Genomic DNA, 18,857 nt, shown 5'->3' with positions numbered 1-18,857 from the left:
AAATTTATTCTGACATGAAAAAAAATATCGCTGCATTATTAATTTTTATTAGTTTTTCTCTAAAAGCTCAAACCTATGTTAACTATACTTCGGTTTCTGGAGGAGGTTCTATCGATTCAAATTTGAATAAGGGTGATGTAGTTGAAGGTAGTACTTTTTTGTTTGAAGATTGGAATAATAGAGCAAGGGTTTATTGCAGTGATCAACGAATACTTGATGTGGAAAATATAAATTTCGACTTAAAAACGGGTAAGTTTGCTTCTAAAATTTCAAAAGATTCTATTTTTATATTTGAAAATGTATTTAAAATTAAAATTCAAAATAGAAATTTTGTTACTTTAAAAAAAATATTTTATGAAAGTATTTACACCAGTAGTAGCCACGATTTCGTGTTGTTGAAACAATTTATTTTAAAAACAGAGCCTGAGTTGCATAAAATAACGAATACTATAATTGGTCCTGGTAAATATAAAATTGAGTATAAGTATCATATTTATAAAAATGGTGATATGGTGAAGTTAAATCTAAACAAAAAGCATGTTTTAGAGGTAATGGGGTCAATAAAACCATTGGTTTTAAAACATGTAAAAAATAATAAGTTGTCGTATACTAAGGAAGGTGATGTAATAAAAATTCTCCAATACTTTGATACGCAATTAAATAAATGAATTTATAAAAAAAGGGGAAACTATTTTAGTTTACCCTTTTTTTTTAGCATTTTTGCAAAACTTTTTTAGTGAACATGAAATATCAAAAAAGACAAGAAGCCATAATACTTTTAGCAGATGGCACTATTTTTTACGGGAAAGCAGTAGGAAATAAACAAGGAACCGCATTTGGTGAGGTATGTTTTAATACCGGAATGACTGGTTACCAAGAAATTTTTACTGATCCATCTTATTACGGTCAGTTAATGGTTACGACCAATGCTCATATCGGTAATTACGGGATTAATAATGAAGAAATTGAATCGGATTCTGTGAAAATTGCAGGTTTGATTTGTAAAAACTTCAGTTATGACTATTCACGTGAAGCAGCCGATGGTTCTTTAGAAAGCTTTTTAGAGGCCAACAACTTATTAGCAATTTCAGACGTTGATACTAGAGCTTTAGTTAGCTATATTAGAGACAATGGTGCTATGAATGCTGTTATTTCTACAGAGGTAGATAATATTGAAGGTCTTAAAAAGCAGTTAGCAGAAGTTCCTGATATGAATGGTTTAGAGTTGGCATCACAAGTGTCTACTAAAGAACCTTATTATTATGGGGATGAAAGCGCAACATATAGAATTGCTGCTTTAGACATTGGTATTAAAAAGAACATTCTTAGAAACATAGCAAAAAGAGATGCTTACATAAAAGTATTCCCTTATAACGCTAAGTTTGAAGATTTGGAAGCTTTTAAACCAGATGGCTATTTCTTATCTAACGGCCCTGGAGATCCAGAACCTTTAGTAGAGGCACAAGCTTTAGCAAAAGAAATTATTAAAAGAGATTTACCATTATTCGGTATCTGTTTAGGACACCAAGTAATTGCTTTGGCAAATGGCGTTTCTACCTACAAGATGCATAATGGTCACCGCGGAATTAATCATCCAGTTAAAAATATAAATACGGGTAAAGGCGAAATCACCTCTCAAAATCATGGTTTTGCTGTGAATAGAGAAGAGGCTGAAGCGCACCCAGATTTATTAATATCGCATGTGCATTTAAATGACCATACGGTTGCAGGATTGGCTATGAAGAGCAAAAATTGTTTTTCTGTACAATACCATCCGGAAGCAAGCCCTGGGCCACATGACTCATCATATTTGTTTGATCAATTTATTGAAAACATAAAAAAACAATAGTGAATTTAAACCTCACAGGCTTTAAAACTTGTGAGGTTTTTGTTTTATAGTTCTTTATTGAAGGTGGTAAATGGAGTGATGCGACTTATCATAGCTATATACCCGCGTTAGGGATTGAAGCGAAAAGCCCACAGCGCCCCAACGTTTTGGGGAGCGAGGACTTGCAGCGTAAAGCCCGACCCTTGTGGTAACGCCAAAGAAAAAGCTGTTTTTATAGAGACTATGTAACTAAAACGTTATAGGAGCTTTTTTCAATAATTATTTAAGAACATCTTAAAAGAAAGCAGATTTAAACGTAAATTTGAAATATTAAAAGTTTAAAATAACCAATTATGAGTGTAATAATTAATATCCACGCTAGACAAATTTTTGATTCTAGAGGAAATCCTACTGTTGAAGTAGATGTTGTAACAGAAAATGATGTTTTAGGAAGAGCTGCAGTACCATCGGGTGCATCAACAGGAGAACATGAGGCAGTTGAGCTTCGTGATGGTGGAAAAGCATATATGGGCAAGGGTGTTTTAAAGGCTGTAGAAAATGTTAACACACTTATCGCTCCAGAATTATTGGGCGTTTCAGTTTTTGAACAAAATTTAATCGATCAAATTATGATTGATTTAGATGGTACAAAAAATAAATCTAAATTAGGTGCTAACGCGATTTTAGGTGTTTCTTTAGCAGTAGCTAAAGCAGCAGCAAATGAACTAGGCTTACCTCTTTATCGTTACGTTGGTGGTGTGTCTGCAAATACGCTTCCTGTACCGATGATGAATATTATTAATGGTGGTTCGCATAGTGATGCTCCTATTGCATTTCAAGAGTTTATGATTGTGCCGGTTAAGGCTAAAAACTTTACACATGCTATGCAAATGGGAACTGAGATTTTCCATAGCCTTAAAAAAGTGTTACACGATAGAAATTTAAGTACTGCTGTAGGTGATGAAGGTGGATTTGCACCAAATTTAGCTGGCGGAACTGAAGATGCTTTAGATTCTGTAAAAGTAGCTGTAGAAAATGCAGGGTATACTTTTGGTGATGATATTATGATTGCTTTAGATTGTGCTGCTGCAGAATTTTATGTAAACGGGAAATACGATTACTCTAAATTTGAAGGTGAAACAGGTAAAGTAAGATCTTCTGCTGAGCAAGCTGAGTATTTAGCTGAATTAGCTGGGAAATACCCAATTATCTCTATTGAAGATGGTATGGATGAAAATGACTGGGAAGGTTGGAAATTATTAACTGATAAAATTGGTGATACTGTACAATTAGTTGGTGATGATTTATTTGTAACTAATGTAGAGCGTTTATCTCGTGGTATCGAAAATGGTATCGCAAACTCTATTTTAATTAAAGTGAACCAAATTGGATCTTTAACTGAAACTATTGCAGCTGTAAACATGGCAAAAAATGCAGGTTATACATCTGTAATGTCTCACCGTTCTGGTGAAACGGAAGATAATACCATTGCAGATTTAGCAGTAGCTTTAAACTGTGGGCAAATAAAAACAGGTTCTGCATCTCGTAGTGACCGTATGGCTAAGTACAACCAATTACTTCGTATTGAAGAACAATTGGGAGAAATGGCTTATTTCCCTCAAGAAAAAGCATTTAAAATTAAGTAAGAAAATAAATTTTTATAAAAAAGCGGTTATTATTTTAATAATCGCTTTTTTTTTTGCATTAATTTCAAATAATTTGTTAAATGATTAAATCTTTGCTTTCAACACTTATATTCCTAAGGAGATATTTTGTAAATTAGCAATCCAATTTAAGAATTAAAAAAATTATTCAAACATATGGCGAATACTGCTACCATTGAAATTAACGGAAATAAAATAGAACTTCCCGTAATAGAAGGAACGGAAAACGAATTAGCAATTGATATTTCTAGTTTTAGAAACGCATCAAAAGGTGTGATTACTATAGATCCAGGGTTTAAAAACACAGGATCTTGTGAAAGTGCTATTACGTTTTTAGATGGTGAAAAAGGTATTTTAAGGTATAGAGGATATTCTATTGAAGAATTAGCTGAAAAAGCTGATTTTTTAGAGGTAGCATATCTTTTAATTTTTGGAGAGCTTCCAACAAAGGAGCAAAACGAAAAGTTTCATAATGATATTAAAGCGCAATCTGTAGTAGATGAAGATATTAAGAAGATTTTAGATGCATTTCCAAAATCGGCTCACCCAATGGGGGTTATTTCTTCATTAACAAGTGCTTTAACAGCATTTAACCCATCTTCAGTAAATGTAGATTCCGAAGAGGATATGTACAAATCGGTAGTGCGCTTATTAGGTAAATTTCCAGTATTGGTAGCTTGGACTCTTCGTAAAAAAGAAGGTTTACCATTAGATTACGGTGATAAAAATTTAGGATATGTAGAAAATATCTTAAAAATGATGTTCAGACAGCCTAACAGCGAGTATGTTCAAAATAAAATATTAGTAGATGCTTTAGATAAACTTTTAATTTTACATGCAGATCATGAACAAAACTGTTCAACATCTACAGTTAGAATTGTAGGTTCATCTCACGCTGGTTTATTCGCTTCTATTTCGGCTGGTATTTCGGCACTTTGGGGGCCACTTCATGGTGGTGCTAACCAAGCAGTGTTAGAAATGTTGGAAGCTATTAAGGAAGATGGTGGAGATACTAAAAAATACATGGCGAAAGCTAAAGACAAGAATGATCCATTCCGTTTAATGGGCTTTGGTCATCGTGTATATAAAAACTTCGATCCGCGTGCTAAAATCATTAAGAAAGCTGCAGATGAAGTATTAGGAAACCTAGGTGTTGAAGATCCTATTTTAGATATCGCTAAAGGTCTTGAGAAAGAAGCTTTAGAAGATAAATACTTTGTAGATAGAAAATTATACCCTAACGTAGATTTCTACTCTGGTATTATTTACAGAGGTATGGGCATCCCAACCGATATGTTTACCGTAATGTTCGCCTTAGGTCGTTTACCAGGTTGGATCGCACAGTGGCGTGAAATGCGTTTACGCAAAGAGCCTATTGGAAGACCAAGACAAGTATATACTGGTGCAACTTTAAGGTCTTTTGTAGAGATAGAAAAAAGATAATATTCTTTTAGTGTAAAATAAACGAAGCTTCATAACTAAACATTATGAAGCTTTTTTATATTTACACTATGCTAAAACTGAATATAAATAACGAAACCGCGAGGTTAAGAGCTGTTATCTTAGGAACAGCCGAAAGTAATGGACCAACACCAAGTGTTGAAGATTGCTACGACCCTAAAAGCGTTGAACACGTATTAGCTGGAACGTATCCGCTAGAGGCTGATATGGTTCTGGAAATGGACGCTGTTGCTGCTGTTTTTAAGAAATATGACGTTCAAGTTTTTAGACCCAAGGTTATTCAAAATTGTAATCAAATATTTTCTCGTGATATTGCTTTTGTGATTGATGACAAGATTATTCGTGCCAATATTTTACCAGATAGGGAACCAGAGGTGGAAGCTATTCGTTATGTATGGGATCAAGTGGCGCGTGAAAACAGAATTATTTTACCAGAGGAATGCCATGTGGAAGGTGGAGACGTGATGCCTTGGAACGATTATATTTTTATTGGCACTTATTCGGGTGAAGATTATCCAGAGATTATTACAGCGCGCACCAATATGGATGCTGTTATAGCGATACAAGAATTGTTTCCAGATAAAATCGTCAAGTCCTTCGAACTTAGAAAATCGAACACTATCGCCAAAGATAATGCGCTGCATTTAGATTGTTGTTTTCAACCCATTGGGAAGGGGAAAGCTATTATTCATAAAAACGGATTTCTTGTAGAACGGGAGTATGAATGGTTGGTGAATTTCTTTGGAAAGGAAAACGTTTTTGAAATTACTAAAGACGAAATGTATAACATGAATAGTAATATCTTTTCGATTTCAGAAGAGGTAGTTATTTCTGAAAGAAGTTTTACTCGCCTAAATACTTGGTTACGCGACCAAGGTTTCACGGTTGAAGAAGTGCCTTATTCCGAAATATCAAAACAGGAAGGTTTATTACGTTGTAGCACGATGCCGTTGATTAGGGATTAAATTCTGTTTTTTTTCCTGCAAAATCAAATGCCTAAACTTCCTTATTAATTAGACAAATAGTTTTACTTTTGCCTTTTAATATCGTTTAGTTATGCAACAAACTACAAACACCATTTTAATGATTCGTCCTATTAATTTCAGGATGAACGAGCAAACGGCCGTTAATAATTATTACCAAAAGGTAATAGATAATTTATTACCACAAATTGTTAATTCCAAAGCGCAACAAGAGTTTGATGCTTATGTTGAAAAGCTTAGAAGTGTTGGTGTAAATGTGATTGTAGTGAACGATACCGATGAGTTTGATACACCCGATTCTATTTTTCCAAATAACTGGGTGTCCTTTCACGAAAGTGGCGATGTTGGTTTATACCCCATGTTTGCCGAAAACAGACGCTTAGAGCGTAGTGAAGACGTTTTGGAGGCTGTTGAACAAGCTGGTTTTGTAATTAATAATATTGTTGATTATACAGATGCTGAGGAAGAAAGTGTTTTTCTTGAAGGTACTGGAAGCGTATTGTTAGATCGTGCCAATGGTATAGCCTATTGTGCTTTATCGCCTAGAGCTGATGAGGATTTGTTTGTTGAATTCTGTGAGGATTTTGAATATACGCCTGTTGTTTTTAATGCAAACCAAACGGTAAACGGTGAACGTAAAGCCATTTACCATACCAATGTGATGATGTGTTTGGGTGAAACTTTTGCAGTTATTTGTTTAAGTAGTATTGATGATAAGAAGGAGCGTAAAAGTGTGATTAACCATTTGAAAGATGGTGGCAAAGAAATTATTGATATTACCGAAGCGCAAGTAAATAACTTTGCTGGTAATATGTTACAAGTTAAAGGCGCAGACGATACACGATATTTAGTAATGAGTCAGGCAGCTTATGAGGCGTTAACCGAGAAACAAATTGAAACGCTTAAAAAACATACCCAAATACTTTCAAGTTCTTTAGATACTATTGAAGCTTGTGGTGGCGGTAGTGCGCGTTGTATGATGGCGGAAGTGTTCTTGCCTAAGTCTTAGTTAATTTGAAACTAGGTCTTGCGTTAGGGATGGTAGTGAAAAGCCCACAGCGAGGCACGAGCGAGGACTTGTAACGAACAGCCCGACCCTTTAGGGTAACGCTCAAATAATTTTTAAGATGGTCTAGATTTTGGTAATTGTACATAGAAAGTACTACCTACGTTTAGAGTGCTTTCTACCCAAATTTTACCGTTGTTTAATTCTATCAATTCTTTACAAATTGATAAGCCCAAACCGGTACCTTTTTCGTTATTTGTACCAACTGTTGTAAATGAACTGTTTTTAAATAGTTTTTCTATGTTTTCTTTAGAAATACCTATACCCGTATCTGCAATACTCACAATACAACTACCATTGCTTATATGGTTTGAAATAGTAATGGTGTCGCCGTTTTTACAGAATTTTAAAGCGTTGGCAAGTAGGTTTTGCACCACTATTTCAAACATACTTCTATCGGCATAAGTGAAATCGCGTAAAGAATGGTCTATTAATTCGATGCCTTTGTTTTCCATGCGCTGCTCGATTAATCGAACTTTATCTTCAAACACCTCTTGGATATCAAACAAGGTTGGTTTTGGTTCTAAAGATTGCATTTGCGATTTGGACCAGTTAAGTAAGTTGAATAAAAGTAAGGAGGCATTATTCGCGTTTTCACTTAATTCTGGAACTAAATTATCGAATTCTTCTCGAGATAGAGAACCATCTTTTAATAAATCGATAAAACCGTTTATGGAAGAAAGAGAATCCTTTAAATCGTGTGAAACAATAGAAAAGAGTTTATCCTTTACATTATTTACATTCTCAAGGTGTTTTGTTTGCTCTGAAAAAGCTTCGTTTTGTAACTCAATTTTCAGGTTTTTCTCTTCTAATTCTTGTGTGTATTTTATATTACTACTGCGTTTTAAATAAATTAAAATTAAGAAGGTAGATACAATAGCGAGTGCCGCTAAAAGACCATAAAATATTAATTGAAACTTATTAAACTCATCTTTCGATTCGTAAAAGCTGCCTTTAATTGGTGGCTGTGGGGTTGTAGTTGTGAGCTCTTTCTCAAAATTCGGATTCAAATCTAATTCAACAGAATCGGCATTTTTAAGGTTCGTATTGCTATAAAGACTATTTTTTAAGTTGTGGTATTCGCGTTGCCATATAAAGGCTCTATCAAATTTGTTTTTTGTAGAGTCTAGAACCATCATTAACTTATAGTATTTAAGAAGTTCTGGTTTGTTATTTAGGCTTTTCGCAATAATACTGGCTTCATAGAGTTGGTTTTCGGCTAATATTAAACGTTTTGTGTGCAAGTTTAGTTCACCAAGACTATTTAAAGACATTAAGATGCCTACTTTATTATCCGATTTTCTATTGATACTCAAGCCTTGAATTAAATATTGAGTGGCTTTTTCGTAATCGTTAAATTTTAAATATTCAGCACCCAGCTTTGGGTAAATAAGTGCTTGTAAAGAATCTGAATCGTTTGTTTTAGCGCTTAAAACTTTGATGTAGTACTCAATAGCTTTTCTGTTTTCATCCTTAGATGAATAAAGTTCGGCTAGTTGGTTGTACGATTGCGAGAGTGCTACGGTCTGGTTCAATTGTCGTTGAACGTCTACAGCCTTTAAGTTGAACTCGATGGCTTTATCTACCGCATGTATGCTTTGGTACGCCTTTGCTAAATTGCTGTAGGCTAAACTTAGGTCTTTTTTTAGTTTTTGCTTTTCTAGTTCCTTAATGGCAGCCAGTGAATATTGTAAACCTTTAGAGTAATTACCACGATTAATTTCTATCAAGCCAATGCTATTGTTCACCTTTGCAATGCCTAAAGTGTCATTTAAATGTTTAAATAATGCTTTAGATTTTTCATAGCCAGTAACAGCATTAATATAGTCGCCCTTTTGTGCATAAATAAGCGATTTATAATAGGTGGTTTCGGCAATGCCTTTTGTGAAATTCAGTGAATTTGAAAGTTTTTCACTTTCAATAATATATTTTAAAGCTCTATCATAATCGTTTATCTCATAAAGCGATTTAATAAGTTTTAAAGAAGTTCTTACTTTTAAAGAATCTTGAGTTTCGAAAGCAAGTTGTATAGAGAGGCTATCCAATTCTTTGGTTTGAGAGAAACCTGAGAATGCAGATAAAAAAATAGTTAAAATAATTACTTTCCTCATACTATCAGTATATTACAACAGTAATAAAACCATAATTAAGTACGTCTTATTTTGAGGGAAATAAGTATTACCTATTAAGCTGTAATGTTTTGTTGGTTTAAATGAAAATCCTTTGAAGGATGTTAATAGCTTTACAAGACAAAAGTTGGAAAAAGCAGACTTAAAATCTAATTTCTGCGTTTTTCTACCAATAAATTAGATGAAAGGAACATACTAAAAAAGACGAATAATCGACGAATAGATTAACGGCAAAAATCAAGGAAAAGAAATATTTTTGTAAGTAAAATGTTCGCGAGTTTTGCTAGATTTTTGGAGTATTGTTTTTATCGTTAAATAACTTTTTTTATGTTGGAATTGTTGAAACCTTTATATCATGCTTTTTTTATTAAACTAAATTTTGATATAATCCTTTAATAAAAGTTTTATCTTTGTTCACTTAAAAATAAGACGATTAATGAGCCTTCAAGAGACTTTAGCACAGCAAGTAAAACAAGCAATTTTAACAACCTTTAATCTTGAATTAGAAACGGTTGAATTTCAAGCTACCAGAAAAGAATTTGCTGGAGATGTTACTGTTGTAATATTCCCAATGTTGCGAGTTGTTAAAGGGAATCCTGTTCAAATAGGTGAAACAATTGGAGCTTATTTATTAGAAAACGTAGATGTTGTTAAAGCGTTTAACGTTGTTAAGGGATTTTTAAATATTGAAATAAGCGACTCGTATTATAGTAACTTTTTTAATGGGATCAAGGATGAGACTACTTATGGTTTTGTATCTGCAAACCTAGCAGATAAGGCTGTGATGGTTGAATACTCATCACCAAACACCAACAAACCACTGCATTTAGGGCATGTTCGAAATAACTTGTTAGGTTATAGTGTTGCCGAGATTTTAAAAGCATCTGGTAAGAAAGTTTATAAAACTCAAATTATAAATGATCGTGGTATTCATATTTGTAAAAGTATGTTGGCTTGGAAACGTTATGGAAATAGGGAAACTCCGGAAAGCACAGGGTTAAAAGGAGATAAATTGGTTGGAAATTATTATGTGAAATTCGACCAAGAGTATAAAAAAGAAATTGAAACGCTTATGGCTTCTGGTAATACAGAAGAAGAAGCTAAAAAAAACGCACCACTTTTATTAGAAGCTCAAAATATGCTTCAAAAATGGGAAGCTGGCGACGAGGAAGTTGTAGCTCTTTGGAAAATGATGAACAGTTGGGTGTATAAAGGTTTTAACGAATCCTATAAAAATTTAGGAGTGGATTTTGATACCTTATATTATGAAAGTGATACCTATATATTAGGGAAAGAGTTTGTTACTGAAGGTTTGAAAACGGGAGTGTTTGTTCAAGAAGCAGACGGATCTGTGTGGTGTGATTTAACGGAAGACGGGCTAGATAAGAAAATAGTTCAACGTTCTGATGGAACCGCGGTTTATATGACTCAAGACATTGGTACAGCCATACAACGTATTAAAGATTTTCCAGACGTAGGAGGGATGGTTTATACAGTTGGTAATGAGCAGGATTACCATTTTCAAGTACTCTTTTTAATTTTGAAGAAATTAGGGTTTGAGTGGGCTAAAAACTTATATCATTTAAGTTATGGTATGGTCGATTTGCCTAGCGGAAAAATGAAAAGTAGAGAGGGGACAGTAGTGGATGCTGATGATTTAATTGATGAAATGGCTTCAACAGCTGGTGAAATTTCAGAAGAATTAGGGAAGCTTGATGGCTATTCAGATGATGAGAAGGAAGCACTTTATAAAACCATTGGTTTAGGTGCTTTGAAATATTACATTCTAAAAGTAGATCCTAAAAAACGTATCCTTTTTGACCCTAAAGAATCTATCGATTTTCAAGGTAATACAGGGCCATTTATTCAATATACTTATGCGAGAATTCAGGCTATTTTAAGAAAAGCAGATTTCGATGTATCGGTTCGTATTGATATACCACTTCATATAAAAGAAAAAGAATTAATAAAACAATTGGAGTTGTTTCCAGAAGTAATTCAAAATGCAGCTTCACAACATAGTCCTGCTTTAATAGCAAATTACACGTATGATTTGGTAAAGGAATTTAATTCCTTTTATCAAAACGTGTCTATTTTAGGGGCAGATAATCAGGAAGAAAAAACATTCAGAGTGCAACTTTCTAACCAAGTAGCATCCACCATTAAAAATGCGTTTAGTCTTTTAGGTATTCAAGTGCCAGAACGTATGTAGAATTATTGGGAAATGAACTTTTTATTTTCCGTATAAAAAGTACTTGTTAACTAAGTCGATGTACAAGCGTTTTGCCTCGTTTGGCGAAATGTCTTGTACTTGAAATAAAGCATTGGTTTTAAATGCGTTTATAATCGCTTTTTTACTGCTAGGTCTGCTGTAGTTGTTCGTTGCCTTTTTGTAGAAGGCATATAGGTTTAAAAGCGTATCCGCAGGAAAAGGTTGTTTGAAAGCATTTACGCGATCAACAGCATCCTGGAATTCTATTTCTAATTCTTCATTAGTCATTTGCTTCTGCAATAATACTTTCACCTCCACGAACTTTTTGGTTAAGTTGTACTTTTATTTTTGTGCCTAATGGTAAAAATAAATCAACTCGAGAACCGAATTTTATAAACCCAGACTCACCTCCTTGAATGGCTTTATCGTTAATTTTAGCGTAGTTAACAATACGTTTTGCTAATGCACCTGCAATTTGCCTGTGCAATACTTTACCGTAAGCTTCATTCTCTACAACAACCGTTGTACGTTCGTTCTCTTCACTTGCTTTTGGGTGCCATGCTACTAAAAATTTACCAGGGTGGTATTTGCTAAAAATAACATTTCCACTAATAGGGTAACGTGTAACATGTACATTTATTGGAGACATAAAGACGCTTACTTGTAAACGTTTTTCGTTGAAATATTCTTTTTCAAAAACTTCTTCAATCACCACTACTTTACCATCAACCGGTGATACTACTTGTTTGTCGTTAAGTGTTGTATGGCGTTTTGGGTTTCTGAAGAATTGAAGAATAATTATTAAAAACCCAAGTAATAGGACTAAAACAATGATTCGTAGCCAAGCTAGAGGTATGAAATTATCGGCTAATAAAGAACAACCAACAACAAATACAAATGCTAGAAATATAATTTTATGACCTTCTTTATGAAACATAGTGTAAAATTCTTAAAAATAAATAAATAAATGGTGCTGCAAAAATAATACTGTCTAACCGGTCTAATAAACCACCGTGACCAGGCATAATAGTGCCGCTATCTTTAACGTTTGCTTGTCTTTTAAACTTAGACTCTATAAGGTCGCCCAGGGTTCCAAATACGGATATAACAATGCTTAAAACAAGCCAACTTGTAAAATCTAACGTTTGTGTAAAGGTAGCAATAAAATAGCTTGCTATACACGAAAAAAATAAGCCGCCAAGAAATCCTTCTACAGTTTTTTTTGGTGAAATCTTTTCAAATAACTTTTGTTTGCCAAAATTTTTACCAACCAAATAGGCGAAAGAATCGTTAACCCATACCAAAATAAACGCTCCTAAAAGTATGTTTGGATTATAGGTATCGTGATAATCGGCTATTAAAATTAAAAAAACAAAAGCACTAGATATGTAAAATGTTGTTAGTATAAAACGTTTGGAACTAAACAGAGGCGTTACCTTTTCAGAGAATAAGTCTTTAATTAGAAACAGTTCAATAAAAATGGTTAGGACCATAAGGATTTGAACAGATTCGTCTATCCCTGAATTTGTGTTTAATATAAATTTCCAATACACGAAGAAGGCATAAAGGATAACAAAAATAAAGTAAGGGATGATACTTTTAAGCTGAATGAGTTTTTTAAATTCAGCTAAGCAAATAATGCCAAATACAAAAAACAAAGCAATGAGTGCATGTTGGTTGTTTAAACTCAAAATTAAGAGTAAAACATAAACGGATCCTGAAAGCGATCGAATAAGAATTTCTTTCATCTTATAAGTCTTCTAGAAGAAGTAGGTATAAGTTTTTAGCACTACTACCATAACTTAAAAAGTCTTTTTCATCGTTAGATTTAAAGTGTTTTATGGTGGTAATGTTGGTTGGTATTTTTTGCCTGTTTTTAGATTTGATGCCTCGTAAACCTTCGCCTATGTTTTCAACAATTTGACTTGTTGTAGCAAAAACAACGAAGTTTGTTGGCAATTCAGGTAGTTTTTTTTCGAATATTTGTTTTGAGGAAATTAGAAGGGAGCCATCGTTTGCAATTAAATTTTCGCAGGTAGTTAAGAAAATAGTAGCGTCACTAATTTTAATTGTAGACTTTAATTGGCAGTTTTTAAATTTATCTTTTATATTCTGGTCTAATATCAATGTTTCGGCATCATCCCAGTTATTTTCCTCAATAATGTTTTGTAAGTTTAAATAGACCTCGTTTAAATTTTCGCAATAGAGAAATTTGCCCCCATTTCCCTTAAAGTTTATAGTAAACTTTTCGTCAATTGGGAGTTTGATTTCGGGCATGTATTTGCCTCGGTCTCCAGACTTTACGTCTTCATCGGATTCGTCTGGTTTCAGACCAAAAATTTTTCTAAAAAGGCTCATTTAGTAAGCTGCTATTAATGTAAATTTCTTTGAGGTTATCAAATATAAAAAATCTTAAATTAAACAGACGTTTAATTTAAGATTTTTACTGCTTATCGAAGCATTATACTCGACAACTGGCTTTGTTACTTTTCTACGTCTTCTTTTATAAAAGTACGTTCACCAAATATTTTTTCTAAGTTGTCCTTAAAAATAACTTCTTTTTCAAGAAGTACTTCTGCCAATTCTGTAAGTTTATCCCTATGCTCTTCTAGTAAATTGATAGCACGTTGATATTGCTTTTCTATAATATCTGAAATCTCTTTATCAATCAATACGGCCGTTTGTTCACTATATGGTTTTGCGAAACCATATTCATTTTGACCAGAAGAATCGTAATACGTTAAATTACCAATTTTGTCACTAAGACCGTAAATTGTAACCATCGCTCTTGCTTGTTTGGTAACCTTTTCTAAATCACTTAAAGCACCAGTAGAAATTTTATTAAAAATAACTTTTTCCGCAGCACGACCACCTAAGGCAGCACACATTTCGTCTAGCATTTGCTCTGGGTGTACAATTAGGCGCTCTTCTGGTAAATACCATGCAGCTCCTAAAGAACGTCCACGAGGCACAATAGTAACTTTAACCAAAGGTGCAGCGTGTTCTAGCATCCAACTTACAACAGCGTGTCCAGCTTCGTGAAATGCCACAGCTCTTTTTTCACTTGGTGTAATGATTTTATTTTTCTTTTCTAAACCACCAATAATTCTATCTACGGCGTCAAGAAAATCTTGTTTGTCAACAGATTTTTTACCATTTCTAGCAGCAATTAAAGCAGCTTCATTACAAACGTTGGCTATATCTGCACCCGAGAAACCAGGAGTTTGTTTTGATAAAAAATCTAAGTCTAAATTATCAGCTTTTTTAAGTGGTCTTAAATGCACCTCAAAAATCTCTTTACGCTCACGAACGTCTGGTAAATCAACAAATATTTGTCTGTCAAAACGTCCTGCACGCATTAAAGCAGTATCTAAAATATCGGCTCTATTGGTTGCTGCAAGTACAATAACATTGGTGTTTGTACCAAAACCATCCATTTCTGTTAGTAATTGATTTAATGTGTTTTCACGTTCATCATTACTTCCAGACATGGCATTTTTTCCTCTTGCACGTCCAATCGCATCAATTTCATCAATAAAGATGATAGATGGCGATTTTTCTTTAGCTTGTTTGAATAAATCTCTAACACGAGAAGCTCCAACACCTACAAACATCTCCACGAAATCTGAACCAGATAATGAAAAGAAAGGCACTTTAGCTTCGCCAGCAACGGCTCTTGCTAATAATGTTTTTCCTGTTCCAGGAGGGCCTACAAGCAAGGCGCCTTTAGGAATTTTACCTCCTAATGAAGTGTATTTTTCTGGGTATTTTAGGAAGTCTACAATTTCTTGTACTTCTTCTTTAGCACCTTCTAAACCTGCAACATCTTTAAAAGTTGTTTTTACTTCTGTATTTTGGTCAAAAAGTTTTGCTTTCGATTTTCCTATGTTGAAAATTTGACCACCAGCACCACCTCCGGCACCGCCAGACATACGTCTCATGATAAAAATCCAAACCCCTATAAGCAAAATGAAAGGAAGAATACTCATTAAAAGGTTGCCCCAATTATCAGTTTCTGTATCAAATTTTATAACAGGTTTGTTCGGTAAATCCTGAGCGACCTCATTTAATTGATTTTCAAAATTTTGAAGATCACCAAATTCAAACTTATAGTTTGGTAGTTTAGTTGCCGATGGAAGAAAAGATGTAGGTTTCGATTTTTTATGAATCTCTTGAGTCTCAGCTTCCGAAGTTAAATAAACTTTAGCAACACGTGTATTTTTTACAATATCAACTTGCGCAACATCTCCTGCTTCTAAATATCTAAAGAATTCTGAAGGTGTAGTGGAACTTCCATCTTGAGAAGTACTACTGCTAAACAATTGAAACCCTAAAAATAGGGCGATTAATATACCATAAATCCAGTACGGACTGAATTTTGGTTTGTTTTCATTTGTGTTTTTTTTATCGTTTGCCATCCTTAATTTTTAGTAACTAGTTTGTATAACGGTTGTTTTTGCATCGCCCCAAAGACTTTCAATGTCGTAATACTCTCTAATCTGTTTTTGAAACACATGTACTACAACATTAACGTAATCCATTAAAACCCACTCGGAATTATCCAAACCTTCTGTGTGCCAAGGATGATCCTTAAGTTCTTTGCTTACTTTTTTCTGGACAGAATTAACTATTGCGTTTACTTGTGTGTTTGAAGTACCTTCACAAATTATAAAATAATCGCAAACTGTATTTTCAATTTCTCTTAAATCAAGAATGTTTATTTCTTTTCCTTTAACGTCTTCAATGCCACTAACTATAACTGATATTAATTGGTCTGCACTTATATTTTCTTTCGCCATTAAAATTTTTTAAATTTTTGCAAAGTTATTATTTTTTTAGTTCTTTATGCTTTAAAATTATCATAAGATTTCAGAGACTACTAATAACTTGTAAATGCTTATAATCAAACTTAATGCCACCGATTCTACAAATAGTTATTTAAAAAGACTTTCTGTAGCAGAACCTGTTGCAGATTATACCGCTGTGGTTACTGCAGTGCAAACCGAAGGTCGTGGGCAAATGGGGACGGTTTGGGATGCTGAGGCGGCTAAAAACCTTACATTCAGTGTGTATAAGGATCTTTCTGAATATGAATTAGGGAATCCTTTTTATGTAAATATTGTCACTTCTTTGGCATTATTAAAGACCTTAAGTTTTTTCTCTATTCCTAAAATAAGTGTGAAATGGCCTAACGACATTTTGTCAGAAAATAAAAAAGTTTGTGGCATTTTAATAGAAAATGTATTTAAACAGACTAAGTTTTCGAGTACAATTATAGGAATTGGGCTTAATGTGAACCAATTAGAGTTTGAAAATTTGCCAAAAGCGTCTTCGTTAGGGGCGATTTCTGGACGTGTTTTTGACTTAGATGAAGTCGCCAAAGTGATTATTTCTAATTTGAAATATTACTTTGATGCTTTGAAGAAAGGTGATTTGGCAGAACTGAAAGGAGCATATGAAGCGGCTCTTTTTAGAAAAAATAAACCTTCAACATTTCAAGATGCTGAAGGTTTGATGTTTTCTGGTTTTATAAAAGGTGTTTCTGATACTGGATATCTTCAAATTTTACTTGAAGATGAAGTCGTAAAAGAATACGATTTAAAAACAATATCACTTCTATATTAAATAACTTTTGGGATACTTGTAGCAAGTGTTTCTATAAATTTGCTAATTGGGCCTTTTATCATCATAGCCATCATCGGGTTAAAGTCGCCCGAAAACTGCAATTGTACTTCGCTAGAAGCGTCATCTAGTTTGGTGATATTCCCAATAAGTGAAAAGTCCAGTTTTCCACCAGCTGCACCTAAAACTATTTTGTTTGGAGGTGTAACTTCTTTCTTTTTTAATATGATTTCTGGCATGCCTTTTAAAGCAAATACAAACGTGTCTTCGCTTAAAACTTCGAATTTGCTAATGTTTTCAGGCATAAGCGATTTGAAGTTTTTAACATCGGCTAAAAAATCAAAAACATTTTCAGGTGATTTGCTAACGGTTATTTTTGGGGATTCTAATTTCATTTGTTTTATTTTAGGTTTCTATGGAATTGTTGCCTTAACTAAAATGGTATTCAGTTAATAGTTACAATAAGGTCACTGTTATATATCAATTAGGACTCCATTCGCTAGGATTGACGTTCCATTCTGATAAGGTGGTTACCTCTTTTTCCGAAATATAATTAGTTTTAAGTGCTTGCTCCAATAAGCTGTTATAATCACTTAAGGTTTGTAAATCGATGTTTTCGTTTTCAAAATTCTTAATAGACACATCAAAGCCGTAAGTAAAAATGGCAATCATTCCTTTTACGTTTATATGTGCTTCTTTTAACGCTTTTACAGCATTTAAGCTACTGCCGCCCGTGCTTATTAAGTCTTCCACAACCACCACATTTTGTCCAGCTTCAATAAAGCCTTCAATTTGGTTTTTACGTCCGTGTCCTTTAGCATCTGGTCTCACGTAAATAAAGGGCAATCCCATATATTCGGCAACCAACATGCCAATGCCTATGGCTCCTGTGGCTACACCAGCAATAACATCGGGCTTGCCGTATTGCTTTTCAATTTGTTTAGCCATGGTTTCACGAATGTAATTTCGAATAGGAGGGAATGACAATACAATGCGGTTATCGCAGTAAATAGGTGATTTCCATCCAGAAGCCCAAGTAAAAGGCTCCGTCGGGCTAAGTTTTATAGCATTCACTTGCAATAATACTTCAGCAGTTTTTCTAGCGGTATCTTTATTAAAAATCATAGTAGCAAAAATAAACATAAATTTAGTTTTACATGGTTACGAGGCATTTAATAAAAAATTTTTTTTCAACAATGTGAAGTTTGTGGCTAAAAATGATATTTTTACCAAAGTGTAATAATTTACGTAAAGCATGTACAAAGTTTTTGTTGGTGATAAGCCTATCATTTTAACCACAGTTGTTGAGCAGGAAACTAATTTTAAAAATTATTTACTGGACACGGTAAATATTGGAAAAGTTATAAAGGAACTTAATACAACCAAGTTGGAGGAAGTGCGACTTATTCATAAAAATGGTGAAAAACTTCTTAAAAAGTTTTTGAAGAAACTTCCTAATGTGGTAGCTGGCGGTGGAAAAGTATATAATAATAACGATGAGATATTGTTTATATACCGAAATGATAAATGGGATTTACCTAAAGGTAAAATAGAAGGAAACGAATCTATCGAGAATACCGCGATTCGCGAAGTAACAGAAGAAACTGGGGTTGCTGGGTTGCATATTACAAAATCATTAGAGACTACTTACCACATTTTTAAGCGTAATGGAAACCATAAAATTAAGGTGACTTATTGGTTTGAAATGAAAACTAACTTTGAAGGCAACTTGTACGCTCAAGAAGAAGAAGGCATCACAAAAGTGGAATGGTTAAACCAAAAGCAGGTGGTCGACGCTCTTGAAAATTCATATGCTAACATCAAAGGTTTGATATAAAAGTACTTGATTATTCCTTATGTTATTGGCTGAATAATTTTTATATAAATATCTT

Annotated in this window: 18 protein-coding genes; 9 read left to right on the top strand and 9 right to left on the bottom strand. The window is 33.7% G+C overall.

Annotation, left to right across the window (positions count from 1 at the left end; genetic code table 11):
* The first annotated feature begins 14 nt into the window (after nucleotides 1-14).
* The 6 genes from Q5N74_RS00855 to ctlX all read left to right on the top strand — a co-directional run bounded on the left by Q5N74_RS00855 (nucleotide 15) and on the right by ctlX (nucleotide 6,945).
* Nucleotides 15-668: a hypothetical protein gene (locus Q5N74_RS00855; RefSeq protein WP_304386773.1), complete on the top strand. Its 654-nt coding sequence runs from the start codon at nucleotides 15-17 to the stop codon at nucleotides 666-668.
* 74 nt (nucleotides 669-742) lie between these two features.
* Nucleotides 743-1,849 (top strand): glutamine-hydrolyzing carbamoyl-phosphate synthase small subunit, encoded by a 1,107-nt coding sequence (gene carA, locus Q5N74_RS00850; RefSeq protein WP_304386772.1) that lies wholly within the window; start codon nucleotides 743-745, stop codon nucleotides 1,847-1,849.
* Nucleotides 1,850-2,181: 332 nt separating this feature from the next.
* A complete protein-coding gene (eno, locus tag Q5N74_RS00845; RefSeq protein ID WP_304386771.1) occupies nucleotides 2,182-3,474 on the top strand; it encodes a phosphopyruvate hydratase in 1,293 nt (430 codons plus the stop codon).
* A 174-nt stretch (nucleotides 3,475-3,648) separates the two neighbouring features.
* Nucleotides 3,649-4,935: a citrate synthase gene (locus Q5N74_RS00840; RefSeq protein WP_304386770.1), complete on the top strand. Its 1,287-nt coding sequence runs from the start codon at nucleotides 3,649-3,651 to the stop codon at nucleotides 4,933-4,935.
* A gap of 68 nt (nucleotides 4,936-5,003) precedes the next feature.
* Nucleotides 5,004-5,918, top strand: a complete 915-nt coding sequence (locus Q5N74_RS00835; RefSeq protein ID WP_304387164.1) for a dimethylarginine dimethylaminohydrolase family protein — start codon at nucleotides 5,004-5,006, stop codon at nucleotides 5,916-5,918.
* A gap of 91 nt (nucleotides 5,919-6,009) precedes the next feature.
* Nucleotides 6,010-6,945: a citrulline utilization hydrolase CtlX gene (gene ctlX / locus Q5N74_RS00830; protein WP_304386769.1), complete on the top strand. Its 936-nt coding sequence runs from the start codon at nucleotides 6,010-6,012 to the stop codon at nucleotides 6,943-6,945.
* A gap of 113 nt (nucleotides 6,946-7,058) precedes the next feature.
* Here ctlX and Q5N74_RS00825 read toward each other — a convergent pair whose 3' ends face one another.
* Nucleotides 7,059-9,113 (bottom strand): tetratricopeptide repeat-containing sensor histidine kinase, encoded by a 2,055-nt coding sequence (locus Q5N74_RS00825; protein ID WP_304386768.1) that lies wholly within the window; start codon nucleotides 9,111-9,113, stop codon nucleotides 7,059-7,061.
* A gap of 454 nt (nucleotides 9,114-9,567) precedes the next feature.
* Here Q5N74_RS00825 and argS point away from each other — a divergent pair, with 454 nt between their 5' ends.
* Nucleotides 9,568-11,343: an arginine--tRNA ligase gene (gene argS, locus Q5N74_RS00820; RefSeq protein WP_304386767.1), complete on the top strand. Its 1,776-nt coding sequence runs from the start codon at nucleotides 9,568-9,570 to the stop codon at nucleotides 11,341-11,343.
* A gap of 21 nt (nucleotides 11,344-11,364) precedes the next feature.
* Here argS and Q5N74_RS00815 read toward each other — a convergent pair whose 3' ends face one another.
* The 6 genes from Q5N74_RS00815 to rsfS all read right to left on the bottom strand — a co-directional run bounded on the left by Q5N74_RS00815 (nucleotide 11,365) and on the right by rsfS (nucleotide 16,142).
* A complete protein-coding gene (locus tag Q5N74_RS00815; RefSeq protein ID WP_304387163.1) occupies nucleotides 11,365-11,631 on the bottom strand; it encodes an acyl-CoA-binding protein in 267 nt (88 codons plus the stop codon).
* Nucleotides 11,624-12,280, bottom strand: coding sequence for a phosphatidylserine decarboxylase family protein (locus tag Q5N74_RS00810; RefSeq protein ID WP_304386766.1), 657 nt, complete (start codon nucleotides 12,278-12,280; stop codon nucleotides 11,624-11,626). Before Q5N74_RS00810 ends, Q5N74_RS00815 begins: the two co-directional genes overlap by 8 nt.
* A complete protein-coding gene (locus Q5N74_RS00805) occupies nucleotides 12,270-13,091 on the bottom strand; it encodes a phosphatidate cytidylyltransferase (protein ID WP_304386765.1) in 822 nt (273 codons plus the stop codon). Before Q5N74_RS00805 ends, Q5N74_RS00810 begins: the two co-directional genes overlap by 11 nt.
* Nucleotide 13,092: 1 nt before the next feature.
* Complete coding sequence (locus Q5N74_RS00800) at nucleotides 13,093-13,701, bottom strand: LUD domain-containing protein (RefSeq protein ID WP_304386764.1); 609 nt, start codon at nucleotides 13,699-13,701, stop codon at nucleotides 13,093-13,095.
* Between the two features lie 125 nt (nucleotides 13,702-13,826).
* Nucleotides 13,827-15,761, bottom strand: coding sequence for an ATP-dependent zinc metalloprotease FtsH (gene ftsH, locus Q5N74_RS00795; RefSeq protein WP_304386763.1), 1,935 nt, complete (start codon nucleotides 15,759-15,761; stop codon nucleotides 13,827-13,829).
* 9 nt (nucleotides 15,762-15,770) lie between these two features.
* Complete coding sequence (gene rsfS, locus Q5N74_RS00790) at nucleotides 15,771-16,142, bottom strand: ribosome silencing factor (RefSeq protein ID WP_304386762.1); 372 nt, start codon at nucleotides 16,140-16,142, stop codon at nucleotides 15,771-15,773.
* Nucleotides 16,143-16,236: 94 nt separating this feature from the next.
* On the opposite strand from rsfS, the gene Q5N74_RS00785 reads away from it, so the two are divergent.
* Nucleotides 16,237-16,968 (top strand): biotin--[acetyl-CoA-carboxylase] ligase, encoded by a 732-nt coding sequence (locus Q5N74_RS00785; protein WP_304386761.1) that lies wholly within the window; start codon nucleotides 16,237-16,239, stop codon nucleotides 16,966-16,968.
* Here Q5N74_RS00785 and Q5N74_RS00780 read toward each other — a convergent pair.
* Nucleotides 16,965-17,360, bottom strand: coding sequence for an SRPBCC family protein (locus tag Q5N74_RS00780; RefSeq protein WP_304386760.1), 396 nt, complete (start codon nucleotides 17,358-17,360; stop codon nucleotides 16,965-16,967). The two genes, Q5N74_RS00785 and Q5N74_RS00780, sit on opposite strands and share 4 nt — an antisense overlap.
* Before the next feature lie 85 nt (nucleotides 17,361-17,445).
* Nucleotides 17,446-18,090, bottom strand: coding sequence for an orotate phosphoribosyltransferase (pyrE, locus tag Q5N74_RS00775; protein WP_304386759.1), 645 nt, complete (start codon nucleotides 18,088-18,090; stop codon nucleotides 17,446-17,448).
* Between the two features lie 130 nt (nucleotides 18,091-18,220).
* Here pyrE and Q5N74_RS00770 point away from each other — a divergent pair, with 130 nt between their 5' ends.
* A complete protein-coding gene (locus Q5N74_RS00770) occupies nucleotides 18,221-18,802 on the top strand; it encodes an NUDIX hydrolase (RefSeq protein ID WP_304386758.1) in 582 nt (193 codons plus the stop codon).
* Nucleotides 18,803-18,857 lie beyond the last annotated feature (55 nt).

Source organism: Mariniflexile sp. AS56 (assembly GCF_030552475.1).
Taxonomy (GTDB): Bacteria; Bacteroidota; Bacteroidia; order Flavobacteriales; family Flavobacteriaceae; genus Mariniflexile.
Note: the sequence above shows the minus strand (reverse complement) of the source record. Positions and strands in the feature narration are given on the sequence as shown.

Coding starts and splice junctions, on each gene's coding strand:
- Q5N74_RS00855 (WP_304386773.1), top strand. CDS start 15: ATGAAAAAAAATATCGCTGCATTATTAATTTTTATTAGTTTTTCTCTA.
- carA (WP_304386772.1), top strand. CDS start 743: ATGAAATATCAAAAAAGACAAGAAGCCATAATACTTTTAGCAGATGGC.
- eno (WP_304386771.1), top strand. CDS start 2,182: ATGAGTGTAATAATTAATATCCACGCTAGACAAATTTTTGATTCTAGA.
- Q5N74_RS00840 (WP_304386770.1), top strand. CDS start 3,649: ATGGCGAATACTGCTACCATTGAAATTAACGGAAATAAAATAGAACTT.
- Q5N74_RS00835 (WP_304387164.1), top strand. CDS start 5,004: ATGCTAAAACTGAATATAAATAACGAAACCGCGAGGTTAAGAGCTGTT.
- ctlX (WP_304386769.1), top strand. CDS start 6,010: ATGCAACAAACTACAAACACCATTTTAATGATTCGTCCTATTAATTTC.
- Q5N74_RS00825 (WP_304386768.1), bottom strand. CDS start 9,113: ATGAGGAAAGTAATTATTTTAACTATTTTTTTATCTGCATTCTCAGGT.
- argS (WP_304386767.1), top strand. CDS start 9,568: ATGAGCCTTCAAGAGACTTTAGCACAGCAAGTAAAACAAGCAATTTTA.
- Q5N74_RS00815 (WP_304387163.1), bottom strand. CDS start 11,631: ATGACTAATGAAGAATTAGAAATAGAATTCCAGGATGCTGTTGATCGC.
- Q5N74_RS00810 (WP_304386766.1), bottom strand. CDS start 12,280: ATGTTTCATAAAGAAGGTCATAAAATTATATTTCTAGCATTTGTATTT.
- Q5N74_RS00805 (WP_304386765.1), bottom strand. CDS start 13,091: ATGAAAGAAATTCTTATTCGATCGCTTTCAGGATCCGTTTATGTTTTA.
- Q5N74_RS00800 (WP_304386764.1), bottom strand. CDS start 13,701: ATGAGCCTTTTTAGAAAAATTTTTGGTCTGAAACCAGACGAATCCGAT.
- ftsH (WP_304386763.1), bottom strand. CDS start 15,761: ATGGCAAACGATAAAAAAAACACAAATGAAAACAAACCAAAATTCAGT.
- rsfS (WP_304386762.1), bottom strand. CDS start 16,142: ATGGCGAAAGAAAATATAAGTGCAGACCAATTAATATCAGTTATAGTT.
- Q5N74_RS00785 (WP_304386761.1), top strand. CDS start 16,237: ATGCTTATAATCAAACTTAATGCCACCGATTCTACAAATAGTTATTTA.
- Q5N74_RS00780 (WP_304386760.1), bottom strand. CDS start 17,360: ATGAAATTAGAATCCCCAAAAATAACCGTTAGCAAATCACCTGAAAAT.
- pyrE (WP_304386759.1), bottom strand. CDS start 18,090: ATGATTTTTAATAAAGATACCGCTAGAAAAACTGCTGAAGTATTATTG.
- Q5N74_RS00770 (WP_304386758.1), top strand. CDS start 18,221: ATGTACAAAGTTTTTGTTGGTGATAAGCCTATCATTTTAACCACAGTT.